9 protein-coding genes and 1 pseudogene are annotated in these 12,455 nt (G+C 72.4%); 6 read left to right on the top strand and 4 right to left on the bottom strand.

Annotation, left to right across the window (positions count from 1 at the left end; all coding sequences use genetic code 11):
- Positions 1-11: 11 nt before the first annotated feature.
- From mnmG to MVG78_RS03650, 4 genes are all read left to right on the top strand, one after another.
- Entirely contained in the window at positions 12-1,886 is a 1,875-nt protein-coding gene (gene mnmG / locus MVG78_RS03665; protein ID WP_247558282.1) for a tRNA uridine-5-carboxymethylaminomethyl(34) synthesis enzyme MnmG, read from the top strand.
- Positions 1,883-2,476, top strand: coding sequence for a 16S rRNA (guanine(527)-N(7))-methyltransferase RsmG (gene rsmG / locus MVG78_RS03660; protein ID WP_247558280.1), 594 nt, complete (start codon positions 1,883-1,885; stop codon positions 2,474-2,476). Before mnmG ends, rsmG begins: the two co-directional genes overlap by 4 nt.
- A gap of 76 nt (positions 2,477-2,552) precedes the next feature.
- A complete protein-coding gene (locus MVG78_RS03655; RefSeq protein ID WP_247558278.1) occupies positions 2,553-3,347 on the top strand; it encodes a ParA family protein in 795 nt (264 codons plus the stop codon).
- Between the two features lie 20 nt (positions 3,348-3,367).
- The gene (locus MVG78_RS03650) at positions 3,368-4,225 is read left to right on the top strand and encodes a ParB/RepB/Spo0J family partition protein (protein ID WP_247560291.1); all 858 of its coding nucleotides are present in this window, start codon (positions 3,368-3,370) and stop codon (positions 4,223-4,225) included.
- 44 nt (positions 4,226-4,269) lie between these two features.
- Here MVG78_RS03650 and MVG78_RS03645 read toward each other — a convergent pair whose 3' ends face one another.
- From MVG78_RS03645 to leuS, 4 genes and pseudogenes are all read right to left on the bottom strand, one after another.
- The gene (locus MVG78_RS03645) at positions 4,270-4,593 is read right to left on the bottom strand and encodes a hypothetical protein (RefSeq protein WP_247558276.1); all 324 of its coding nucleotides are present in this window, start codon (positions 4,591-4,593) and stop codon (positions 4,270-4,272) included.
- Positions 4,594-4,720: 127 nt separating this feature from the next.
- Complete coding sequence (holA, locus tag MVG78_RS03640; RefSeq protein ID WP_247558274.1) at positions 4,721-5,755, bottom strand: DNA polymerase III subunit delta; 1,035 nt, start codon at positions 5,753-5,755, stop codon at positions 4,721-4,723.
- A gap of 38 nt (positions 5,756-5,793) precedes the next feature.
- Positions 5,794-6,354 carry an LPS assembly lipoprotein LptE gene (locus tag MVG78_RS03635; RefSeq protein ID WP_247558273.1) on the bottom strand — a complete coding sequence of 187 codons (561 nt, stop codon included), beginning with the start codon at positions 6,352-6,354 and terminating at the stop codon, positions 5,794-5,796.
- Between the two features lie 11 nt (positions 6,355-6,365).
- Positions 6,366-8,959: pseudogene (gene leuS / locus MVG78_RS03630) on the bottom strand (leucine--tRNA ligase).
- A 240-nt stretch (positions 8,960-9,199) separates the two neighbouring features.
- Between leuS and MVG78_RS03625 the strand changes: the two are divergent.
- Positions 9,200-11,053 carry a putative bifunctional diguanylate cyclase/phosphodiesterase gene (locus MVG78_RS03625; RefSeq protein WP_247558271.1) on the top strand — a complete coding sequence of 618 codons (1,854 nt, stop codon included), beginning with the start codon at positions 9,200-9,202 and terminating at the stop codon, positions 11,051-11,053.
- 427 nt (positions 11,054-11,480) lie between these two features.
- A complete protein-coding gene (locus tag MVG78_RS03620) occupies positions 11,481-12,452 on the top strand; it encodes a serine hydrolase domain-containing protein (RefSeq protein ID WP_247558269.1) in 972 nt (323 codons plus the stop codon).
- The last annotated feature ends 3 nt before the right edge of the window (positions 12,453-12,455 follow it).

Genomic DNA, 12,455 nt, shown 5'->3' with positions numbered 1-12,455 from the left:
TACGGGCGCGCATGACCGAGACCTTCTGGGATGTGGTGGTGGTGGGTGGCGGCCATGCCGGCACCGAGGCCGCCGCCGCCGCCGCGCGCTGTGGGGCCCGCACGCTGCTGCTGACCCACCGGCTGGACCGGCTGGGCGAGATGTCCTGCAACCCCGCGATCGGCGGGGTCGGCAAGGGGCATCTGGTGCGCGAGATCGATGCGCTGGACGGCCTCATGGGCCGCGCCGCCGATGCGGCGGGGATCCATTTCAAGCTGCTGAACGCCAGCAAGGGGCCGGCGGTGCGCGGGCCGCGGGCCCAGGCCGACCGGGCGCTGTACCGCGCGGCGGTGCAGGCCCTGCTGCGGCAGGTGCCCGGCCTGACCCTGCGCGAAGGCGCGGCGGAGGGGCTGGAGCGCGATGCGTCCGGCGCCGTTTCCGCCGTGCTGCTGGCGGATGGCGAAAGGCTGCGCTGTGGCGCACTGGTGGTGACGGCCGGCACCTTCCTGCGCGGGGAGATCCATGTCGGGCGGAAGCGCGAGGCCGCCGGGCGTGTCGGCGATGCGCCCTCGGTCGGGCTGGCCCTGGCGCTGGCGGCGCTGGGCCTGCCGACCGCGCGGCTGAAGACCGGCACGCCGCCGCGGCTGGACGGGCGGACGATCGACTGGGCCGCGCTGGAGATGCAGCCGGGCGACGCGGTGCCGGAGCCGCTGTCCTGGATGACGGAGCGGATCGCCAACCGGCAGGTGGAATGCGGCATCACCGCCACCACGCCGGAGACGCACGCGCTGATTCGCGCCAACCTGCACGAGGCGCCGGTGCATTCCGGCCAGATCACCGGGCGCGGCCCGCGCTACTGCCCCTCCATCGAGGACAAGGTGGTGCGCTTCGCGGAGCGGGAGCGGCACCAGATCTTCCTGGAACCGGAAGGGCTGGAGGACCCGACGGTCTATCCCAACGGCATCTCCACCAGCCTGCCGGCGGAGATCCAGGCGGCGATGATCGCCAGCATCCCCGGGCTGGAGCGCGCGGCGATCCTGCGCCCCGGCTATGCGGTGGAATACGACTTCTTCGACCCGCGCGCCCTGCGCCCGACCCTGGAGGCCAAGGCCGTGCCGGGGCTCTTCCTGGCGGGACAGGTCAATGGCACCACGGGCTATGAGGAAGCCGCCGCCCAGGGGCTGCTGGCGGGGCTGAATGCCGCCGCCCGCGCCGGGGGAAGCCGGGAGGACCGCCTGCTGCTCCGCTCCGAAGCCTATCTCGGCGTGCTGGTGGACGACCTGACCACCCAGGGGGTGAGCGAGCCCTATCGCATGCTGACGGCGCGGGCCGAGCATCGCCTTTCGCTGCGGGCCGACAATGCCGGGCTGCGCCTGACCTCGCTGGGTCTGCGCTGGGGCTGCATCGGGGCGGAACGTGCCGCCCGCTTCGCCGCATTCGGCCAGGCGGTGGAGGCGGCGCTGCACCGCGCCCGGACCGAGAGCGCCACGCCCAGCGCCCTGAATGCCGCCGGTATCCCGGTGAACGAGGATGGCAAGCGGCGCACGGTGCTGGAGGTGCTCTCCCTCCCCGGCATCGATGCCAGCCTGGCCTTTCCCTGGCTGCGCGACCTCTCCCCGACTGTCCTGGCGCAGTTGGAGGCCGAGGCGCTCTATGCCCCCTATCTGCGGCGGCAGGAGGCCGAGATGCGGCTGCTGGAGCGCGAGGAGCGCCTCCGCATCCCCGAAGGGCTGGATTTCGCCTCGGTCCCCGGGCTTTCCACCGAGATGCGCCAGCGCCTCGATGCCGCCCGCCCCGCCACGCTGGGCAGCGCCGGGCGGATCCCCGGCATCACCCCGGCCGGCCTCGCCGCGCTGGCGGGCCATCTGCGGCGCATGGCCGACAGGACGCATGGGGTGGCGGCATGACCAAGGTTCCACGTGAAACGCGGGAACGGCTGGATGCCTATGCCGCGATGCTGCTGCGCTGGAACGAGCGGATCAACCTGATCGCCCCGCGCGACGCCGCCGAATTCCGCACCCGGCATATCGAGGATCTGCTCCAGCTCCTCCCCCTCCTCCCCGGCAACCAGATGCCGGCCGCCGATCTCGGCTCGGGCGGCGGGCTGCCCGGCATGGTGCTGGCCCTGGCCGAGCCCGCGCGCCTCTGGAACCTCGTGGAAGCGGACAAGCGCAAGGCCGCCTTCCTCCAGGCCGTGGCGGGGGAATTGGGCGCCCGGAACATCACCGTGCATCCGCGCCGGATCGAGGACACCACCCTCCCCCCGCTGGGCGTGCTGACCGCCCGCGCCCTGGCGCCGCTCAAACTGCTGCTGCCCTATGCCGCCCGTTTCCTGGCGCCGGAGGGCATTGCCTTGTTCCCGAAGGGCAAAACCGCCGAGGCCGAGTTGACCGAGGCCACCCCCTCATGGTCCATGGCGGTGGAGCGGTTCCCCAGCGGGACCGACCCTTCCGCCACTCTTCTCCGCATCTCCGGGATACGACGTGCCGGCCTCTGATACCTCTCCCCGGCGGCGTGGCCCCGGGTCCTCCCGACCGGCCCACCGCCTTGCCCTCGCCAACCAGAAGGGTGGCGTGGGCAAGACCACGACGGCGGTGAACCTCGCCACCGCCCTGGCCTCCACCGAGCGCGTGCTGCTGATCGACCTCGATCCGCAGGGCAATGCCTCCACCGGCCTCGGCAGCCCGCGCGCCCAGCGCGGCGCCGGAACCTATGCGCTGCTCACCGGCCAGAAGACCCTGGCCGAGGTGATCGCCCCGACGCAGATCCCCAACCTCTCCCTCCTCCCCGCCGATGCCGATCTCGCGGCCGCGGAGGTGGAGCTGGTGAACGAGGAGAAGCGCGAGCGCCGCCTCGCCGAGGCGCTCGATGCCGGGGGCGATGTGCTCAAGGACTACGACCGCATCATCTTCGACTGCCCGCCCTCGCTGGGGCTGGTCACGCTGAACGCGCTCGTCGCCGCGCATTCCGTGCTGGTGCCGTTGCAGGCCGAGTTCTTCGCGCTGGAAGGCGTGTCCCAGATCGCCCGGACGCTGGACCGCGTGCGGCGCGGCCTGAACCCGGCGCTGGAGCTGGAGGGCATCGTCCTGACCATGGTGGACCGGCGCAACAACCTGTCCGAGCTGGTCGGGGCCGATGTGCGCTCCTTCTTCAAGGACAAGGTCTTCGAGACCACCATCCCCCGCAATGTCCGGGTCAGCGAGGCGCCCTCCCACGGGCTACCGGTGATCCTCTATGATTCCCGCTCGGCGGGCGCGCAGGCCTATATCCGCCTCGCCGCCGAGCTGCTGAAGCGCGAACGCGCCCGCAAGCGCACGGCAGGCCCCGCTCCCGAGGCGGAAACGGCCGCCGAGAAGGAGACCCCGTGAAGAAGCCTGCCCGTCTCGGCATGGGCCTGTCGGCCCTGCTGGGTGATGCCCCCGTCGCCGTCGCCAGCACCGCCGCCCCCCATGACCACCAGCGCATGCTGCCGATCGAGGCGCTGGAGCCCGGCCCCTTCCAGCCGCGCGGCCCGATGGAGCCGGAGGCCCTCCAGGAACTGGCGGAATCCATCCGGGAGCATGGCATCCTCCAGCCGATCCTGGTGCGGCCGAAGCCCGGCCATAGCGGCCTCTGGCAGATCATCGGCGGCGAGCGCCGGTGGCGCGCGGCCCAGCTCGCGAAGCAGCACGAGGTCCCCGTCGTCGTCCGCGACTTCGACGACCGCACCGCCATGGCGGCCGGCCTCGTGGAGAACCTGCAGCGCGAGGACCTGAACCCGCTGGAGGAGGCGATCGGCTACCAGCGCCTGCTCGACGATTTCGGCCTGAAGCAGGAGACGCTGGGCCAGGCGGTGGGCAAGAGCCGCAGCCATGTCGCCAATACGCTGCGCCTGCTGAACCTGCCGGAGAAGGTGCGCGCCCTGCTTTCCTCCGGCTCGCTCACCGCCGGCCATGCCCGTGCCCTGCTGACCGCCGACGACCCGGTGGCGCTGGCCGAGCAGGTGGTGACCCGGGGGCTGAACGTCCGCCAGACCGAGGCGCTGGCCGCTGCCTCCCCCGCCCGGCCGAGCGCCGCGCGCACGGTGTCGGACCCGGAAACCCGGGCGCTGGAGAAGGACCTGGGCGAGCGCCTGGGCCTGGGCGTGGCCATCAAGCGGTCCGGCAAGGGCGGCAAGCTGGTGCTGTCCTGGCGCGACCTCGATCAGCTCGAAGCCGTCCTGCGCCTGCTGAAGCCCGGCGCGGCGCCGCATCCGGGCGATGCCTGACGGGGCGCCCCCCCCGAAAGCGTGACGCGCCGGGAGGTACCGGGTCAGATCAGCGGGGAACGGTGGCGGGGCGGAAGCCTCGCTGTCCGGGCCCTGCCCAGGGCGGTCGCGGCTTCCGGCTTCCGCACCGCCACGGGCCCCGCCATGTGCAACCCGGTGGAGTGGGCGCGCAGATCGCGGGCCACCTGTTCCAGCGCCTGCCCGAACAGATCCAGCATGTCGGGTTGCAGCCCCGCCAGCAGCCGCTGGATTCCCTCGACCACCAGCCAGTCCCGGATCAGTTGGGCTTCCTTCGCCTCCGCGGAGACCGGGGCCGCTGCGTCCGGCTCAAGGAGGTTCGGCTGAGAATGCGGCAGGGCTTCGCGCATGTCTGGCTCCCGGGGTCCGGCGAGGATGGCCGAACGTGCCGGAGAGGATGCAGCCACCCGCCGGATCTGGCTGTGCCGAATCGCACAGGAGGAGCAGACCCCCGCAGTTTTCCCCGGATGGTTGTCCCTATCGCCGCGCCAGCGCCGCCGCCCGGCGGGCCATGGCCATCACCGCCTCCCGCGCCACGGCACGGTCGGGCACCGGCTTTCCCGTGCCGCCGGATTTCACCCGCGCCTCGGCCCGCAGCAGCATCGCGCCCATCTCCGCCAGGGCGTGGGGCCGCCAGATCCGCAGCGCGCGCTCGAAGCCCGGCTTGTCGCGGAAGAAGACGGGGGGGCGCAGGGCCTGCATGGCCGTGCCGGGGGGCTGCCCCGCCGCCACGGCCAGGGCGGCCAGATGCAGCCGCTGCACATGGCGCAAGGCGGCGCGGATCGCCGCCACCGGGTTGAGCCCTTCGGAAAAGGCGCCTTCCAGCAGGGCATCGGTGCGGGGCACGTCGCCCGCCGTGGCGCTCAGCAGGGCCTCGCCGATCTCGGCGCTGATGCCTTCGTCCAGGCAGGCGAGGACATCCTCCTCCCCCACCGTGCCACCGGGGCCGACATAGAGGGCGAGCTTCTCCAGGCTGCGCCGCATCAGGCGACGGTCCTCGCCCAGCCGCTCGCTCAGCCAGTCCAGGGCGGAAGGCTCCACCTTCACCCCTTCCTCGCGCAGGATCTCGCCGATGCTGGCGGTCAGCGCCTCGCCGCGTTCGCGCCAGCATTCCACCGCCACGGCCTCGCCCGGCCCTTCGGCCAGGGCGCGCAGGCGGGAGGAACGCGGCAACTCCCCCGCCTCCAGCACCACCAGCGCCTCGCCGCGCCCGGCCAGCACCTCGCGCGCCGCGGGGGCCAGGGCATCGGTGGCATCGCGCACGCGCACGAAGCGGCGCCCGCCGGTCATGGCCAGCGCCGCCGCCTCCCCGGCCAGGGCCCCGCCCCGCTGCGCCTGATCGCGCGCCAGCTCCGCCACGCGGAAGGGATCGTCGCCGCCGACCACGGCCTTCAGCAGCGCGTCGGAACGCTCCCGCACCAGGCCGGGATCGTCACCGTAGAGCAGCACGAGCCGCGCCGCGCCGGGATCGCGCAGGAAGGCGGCGACGCGGCGGGCCTCGATCTTGGGCATGTCGCCGCTCCTTCAGCTCCGCCCGGTGGAAGGCCGGATCAGGTGCTCCGGCCCGCCGCATGCGCCGAGAGGGCGATGGCGACCTTCTCCACGATATCGGCGGAAAGCAGGTCGATCAGCCGGCGCTGCGCCGCCTCGGAGGCGACATCGGCCGCGAAGAACTGGTTGTCCGGCAGGTTCCAGGCATCGGCGCTCGTCTCGGCGCCGCTCGCGATCAGCACCGGCGGCACCGCGGCCGTGTAGAGCTGCCAGGGGGCGGTGACGACGAAGCGGGAGCGGGTGGCCGCACCGTCCTTGCGGAAGCCTTCCTGCTCCACGCCGATCTGCAAGGAGGCCCGCAGGTCGTAGCGTGGCGCCACGCCATAGCCGGTGCCGAGCCGGTGCTCCAGCGTCCGGCGCAGGAGCTGCCCGCTGCGCTCGGGGATCAGGGCGACCTGCACGGAGGCCAGTTCCTCCCGCGTGGCGCCGGCGGCGGCCGACCGGTCACCCGCCTGGCCACCCGGCGCATAGAGCGGACGGAAGCCGCAACCGCCCAGCAGCCCCGCCACGCCACCCGCCGTCACGCCCAGAAGGGCCCGCCTGCTCCAGCGATCGCGCAAGTCTTTCCCCCTCAAACGACGAAGTTGACGATGCGGCCGGGCACGTAGATGCGCTTGCGCACCGGCTTGCCGCCGATGGCGCGCCGCACGTTCTCCTCGGCCTCGGCGGCGGCCAGCACCGCATCCTCCCCGGCATCGACCGGCACCTGGATGGTGGCGCGCAGCTTGCCCAGCACCTGCACGGCGATCGTCATGCTGTCCGCCACCAGCAGCGCCGGGTCGGGCTCGGGCCAGTCCAGCTCCGCCACCAGCCTCTCCCCGCCAGGGCACCCCGGGGACGCAGCATGGACCACAGCTCCTCCGCCAGATGCGGCATGGCCGGGGCGATCAGGCGGGCCATCGCCTCCAGCCCCTCCCGCCGCGCCGCGCCATCGGCATCCTTCGCCGCCTCCAGCGTGTTGGCGAATTCGTGGATGCGCGCCACGCCGACATTGAAGGCGAAGCTCCGCCACGCCTCGCTCACCGCCGCGATGGTGCGGTGGGTCGCCTGGCGCAGCGCCCGCCCCGCATCGCCCGGCTCGGTGCCCGGCGCGGGCAGCTCGCCCACGGCGTTGTGCACCAGCCGCCACAGGCGCTGCACGAAGCGGTGCGCGCCGGTGACGCCGCCTTCCGACCATTCCATGTCACGGTCGGGCGGGTTGTCGGAGAGGATGAACCAGCGGGCCGTGTCGGCGCCGAAGCGGTCGATGATCGCACCCGGATCGACCGTGTTGTTCTTCGACTTCGACATCTTCTCGCCACGGCCGATCGTCACCGCCTCGCCATTCGCCTTCGCCGTGGCGCTGCCGTCGGGGGCGATCTCCACCTCCTCCGGATAGAGCCAGCGGCCATCCGCGGCGCGGTAGGAGGCGTGCGTCACCATGCCCTGGGTGAATAGCCCGGCGAAGGGCTCGGGCGTGGCCAGCTTGCCCATGCTGTGCAGCGCGCGGGTGAAGAAGCGCGAATAGAGCAGGTGCAGGATCGCGTGCTCGATGCCGCCGATATACTGGTCCACCGGCATCCAGTGGTTCACCGCCTCCGCCACCAGCGGCGTCGCCGCGCGCGGCGCGGTGAAGCGGGCGAAGTACCAGGAGCTGTCCACGAAGGTGTCGAAGGTGTCCGTCTCGCGCCGGGCCTTCGCGCCGCAGCGCGGGCAGTCCACGTGCTTCCAGCCCGGATGGTGGTCCAGCGGGTTGCCGGGCTTCGAGAAGTCCACATCCTCCGGCAGCAGCACCGGCAGCTGTTCCGCCGGCACCGGCACGACGCCGCAGGCCTCGCAATGGATGGCCGGGATCGGGCAGCCCCAGTAGCGCTGGCGGGAAACGCCCCAGTCGCGCAGGCGCCAGTTCACCACGCCGCGGCCGATGCCCTTCTCCTCCAGCGCGTCGATCGCGGCGCGCTTGGCGGCGGTGGTGTCCTTGCCGTCGAGGAAGCCGGAGTTGATCATCACGCCGTCCTCGGTGAAGGCGGTATCGCCCACCGTGAAGGAGGCGGCGTCCCCGCCCTTCGGCAGCACCACCGGGATGACACCCAGCCCGTATTTCCGCGCGAAGTCGAGGTCGCGCTGGTCATGCGCCGGGCAGCCGAAGAGCGAGCCGGTGCCGTATTCCATCAGCACGAAATTCGCGATCCAGACGGGGAAGGTGGCGCCCTCGATGAAGGGATGCCGGACCCGGAAGCCGGTGTCGAAGCCGCGCTTCTCCGCCTGCTCGATCGCCGCCTCGGAGGTGCCGGCGGAACGGCATTCGGCGATGAAGGCAGCGGCCCCCGGATCGCGCGCCGCGGCCGCGGCGGCCAGCGGATGCTCGGCGGCGACCGCCAGGAAGCTCATGCCGAAGAGCGTGTCCGGGCGGGTGGTGAAGACCTCCACCTCCGGGATGCCATCCACCGGCTCCGCCAGCGCGAAGCGCACCCGCGCGCCCTCGCTGCGGCCGATCCAGTTCGCCTGCATCGTCCGCACGCGCTCGGGCCAGCGGTCCAGCCCGTCCAGCGCTTCCAGCAGCTCGGGCGCGAACTTCGTGATCGAGAGGAACCACTGGCTCAGCGACTTCTTCTCGACCATGGCGCCGGAACGCCAGCCGCGCCCGTCGATCACCTGCTCATTGGCCAGCACGGTGTGGTCGACCGGGTCCCAGTTGACCCAGCTCTCCTTGCGCTCGACCAGCCCGGCCTTCCAGAATTCCAGGAACAGCGCCTGCTGCTGGCCATAGTATTCCGGGTCGCAGGTGGCGAATTCCCGGCTCCAGTCCAGGCTCAGCCCCATGCGCTTCAGCTCGGCGCGCATGTTGGCGATGTTGGCATAGGTCCACTTCGCCGGATGCACGCCACGGTCGCGCGCCGCGTTCTCCGCCGGCAGGCCGAAGGCATCCCAGCCCATCGGATGCAGCACGGCATGGCCGGTGGCGCGCTTGTGCCGCGCGATCACGTCGCCCAGCGTGTAGTTCCGCACATGCCCCATATGGATCTTGCCCGAGGGGTAGGGAAACATCTCCAGCACATAGGCCTTGGGCTTGCTGCCATCGGGCACGTCGGGAACGGCGAAGCAGCCACGTGCCTCCCATTCCGCCTGCCAGCGCGGTTCGGCAGCGGCGAAGTCATAGCGGGCGGGCGTGGCGGCGTCGGTCATCTCGTTCCGGCTGTCTGGCAGAGGCGCGGCCGGGGTGGCCGGCCTTTCCAGACGCCGCCGGGCCGCGAAGCCCTGGGGAACCACTGGAAGAGCCCGGCATCCGGCCGAAAGTCGCGCCAGGATTAAGCCGCCTGGATGGCGGTGGGAAGGGTACGGATCGGGATGCAGAGTTAACCTTTCGGATTGCATCCTGTAGGATGGGAGAAGAAAATCGAAACACGCCTCAGTTGTGGAACCTGAATGACCTCTGTCACGGCGTGCCGGAGCCAGCCGGTACGCACCGGCATGGCGGATGAGGCGGCCGGCCGCTCCCGGGAGGCCCGGGCCGCCGGAACCGGCCCGCACGGCATGGCGGAGGCCATGGCAGCATCCCCACCCGCCACCCCGTCCCCCGCACCGCCCCCCATGCCGCATCCGGGCGAGGACCAGGCCGCCACCCATCGCTTCCGGGCCGTGGTGGACCATGTCGCGGAAGGCATCGTGGTGGCGGATGCGGCCGGCCGGATCACCTACGCCAACCGCAAGATGCTCGACATCCTGGGCTGGGCGCCGGAGGAGCTGCTGGGCCGCAACGTCGCGATCCTGGTGAATTCCCAGGAGGCGGGCCAGCACCACGGCTACATGGCGCGCTACCACGAAAGCAGGGTGCCGCGCGTCGTCGGCGTCGGGCGGGAAACCATCGCGCGGCACCGCGACGGCCGGCCGGTGCCGATCCATCTGAGCCTGTCCGAGCTGGAGATGGACGGGGGCCAGCATTTCGTCGCGGTGATCCGCGACAACACGGCCCTGCACGCCGCCGCCGCCCGCATCGAACGCCTCGCCTATGTGGACGAGCTGACGGGCCTGCCCAACCATGGCCGGTTGCGGGAGGTGCTGGCCGCGCATCTCGACCAGCCGGGCGCCAGTGCCACGCTGCTGCGGCTGCGGATGGAAGGGCTGGACAAGATCGTCGCCGCCACCGGCCGGCAGACGGGCCAGGAGGCCGTGCGTGCCGTGGCGGGGCGGATCGCGCCCCTGCTGCCCGGCGATGCCCTGCTGGCCCGCTCGGGCGAGGAAGGCTTCGACATCCTGCTGACCGATCCCGCCGCCCAGGCCCGGGCCGAGGCCCTGGCGGCGCGGATCGGCGAGGCGATGGAGGGCATGGCCCTGGCGCCGGGCGGCACGCCCCTGCCCGCCCTCGCCATCGGCCTGGCCAGGGCGCCGGAGGACGGGCCTTCGGCCGAGGCGCTGCTGGAGGCCGCCACGGTGGCGCTGCTGGAGGCCCGCCCCCAGACGCCGCAGGGGACCTCCGGCCAGGTCCGGCGCTTCGCCGCGCCGATGCGCGCGGCGACCCGGCACCGCTTCGCCCTGTTCCAGGACCTGCACCGGATGCTCGATGCCGGGCCGGAAAGCGGCCTCTTCGTCGAGATCCAGCCCCGCTACACCGCCGCCGGCAAGGCGCTGACCGGCGGCGAGGCCCTGCTGCGCTGGCGCCGCGCGGATGGCCGCCTCGTCCCGCCCGCCGAGTTCATCCCGGTGGCCGAGGAAACCGGGATGATCCGCGGCCTGACCGACCGGCTGCTGGAACGGGTGGTGCCCCTGCTGCCGCGCCTCGCCCCCGGGCGGCGGATCGGCATCAACCTGCCGCCCGTCTGCCTCGCCAACGGGCATTTCGCGGCAGGGCTGGCGGAACGGCTGGCGCGGTGCCGGACCTCCGGCGACCGGCTGGTGATCGAGGTGACGGAGGGCGCGCTGTCCGGGGAGCCCGCGCCGCTGGAGCGCAATCTGCTGGCGCTGCGCCAGATCGGCTGCCGCATCGCCATCGACGATTTCGGCACGGGCTATTCCTCCCTGTCGCGGCTGCGCGACCTGCCGATCGACGAGCTGAAGATCGACCGATCCTTCGTCCGGGCCGCCGCCACCGGCCCGCGCGGGGCGGATTTCCTGCAGGCCATCGCCGCCATGGGCCGGGCGCTCGGCCTGCATCTGGTGGCCGAAGGGGTGGAGACGGAGGCGGAACTCGCCATGGTCCGGCAGGTCGGCTGCCACGAGGTCCAGGGCTGGCTCTGGGGGCGCGCCATGCCGGTGGAGCACTTCCTGGCCCTGCCAGCATGATCCGCGCCTTCCCGGCCTGGGCGTCGCGGCCGGTGGCTGCCCCCGGGGGCAAGGCTCCGCCTCGCCCCCGGGACCCCCACTCCGCCGGGGACCGAAGCCGGTCCCCGGACCCCGGGCTTTCGCTGGCGCTGGTGGCAACCGTCAGCCTGCAGATTGATCCCCAAGAACAGGTGGACCGGCGGGGCTCCCGAAAAGAAAAACAACACTCTGTCCGCGCTTATGGCGCCCACAGTCGCCGGAGAGCCATGCTCTCCGGCGTGCTTCGGCCGGCAGCCAGCGCCAACGAACCGGGTCCAGGGCCCGCAGGGTCCTGGCGGATAGGGGGTCCGGGGGAAAGGCAGCGCCTTGCCCCCGGGACAGGGCAAGGCCGGAACAACCCATCCGGCAAGGGCTCGCCTTTCCGGCGATCCGGGGCACCATGGCGGCCATGAACCGCCCCGCCTTCGGCACGCCCTGGCCCAGCCCCGCCGCCGCCGGCTTCGATCCCACCCGCTTCGCCCGTGTGCTGAACCGCGCGCAGTCCCTGGGCTGCGAGGGGCTGCTGGTGCTGCGCGAAGGGCGCACCGTCGGCGCCATGGGCGACCCGGCCTGGAAGGCGAACATCCGGTCGATCCGGAAGTCCATCCTCTGCGCCCTGATCGGCATGGCGGTGGCGGAGGGGCGGATGGACCTGTCGGCGACGCTGGAATCCCTGGGCATCGACGACCGCGAAAGGCTCTCGCCCGTGGAGCGCGGCGCCACGGTCCATGACCTGCTGACCGCGCGCTCCGGCATCATGCATCCGGCCGGCTACGAGAGCGACTGGATGAAGCGGATCAAGCCGCCGCGCCATGCCCATCCGCCCGGCACGCGCTGGACCTACAACAACTGGGACTTCAACGCCCTCGGCACGGTCTACGAGCGCATGACCGGCCAGGGCATTCCGGAAGCCTTCGCCACCCGCCTCGCCGGGCCGCTGGGGATGCAGGATTTCACAGCCGGCGACGCCTTTCATGTGGCATCGCCCGAAAGCCTCCACCCGGCCTATCCGATCCGCCTTTCGGCCCGCGACCTCGCCCGCTTCGGCCAGCTCTGGCTGCAGGAGGGGCGATGGGGGGAGGAACAGCTCGTGCCCGCCGACTGGGTGCGCGCCTCCCTGCGGCCCCTCTCCGATGCGGGCGATGACGGCGCCTATGGCTACATGTGGTGGCTCTGCCGCGACGGCATCCACCTGCCCGGGGTGATCCTGCCGCGCGACGCCTATTCGGCGCGCGGCTGGGGCGGGCATCTCCTGCTGGTGGTGCCCGGCCTCGCCCTGGTCGTGGTCCATCGCGCGCAGACGGAAACCGAGCCCTTCCGCACCGTCAGCAAGCCGGCGATGGGGCTCCTCATCGCCGCGCTGCTCGACTCCCTGGTCTGAGGA

This window comes from Roseomonas gilardii subsp. gilardii (assembly GCF_023078375.1).
Lineage (GTDB): Bacteria > Pseudomonadota > Alphaproteobacteria > Acetobacterales > Acetobacteraceae > Roseomonas > Roseomonas gilardii.
Note: the sequence above shows the minus strand (reverse complement) of the source record. Positions and strands in the feature narration are given on the sequence as shown.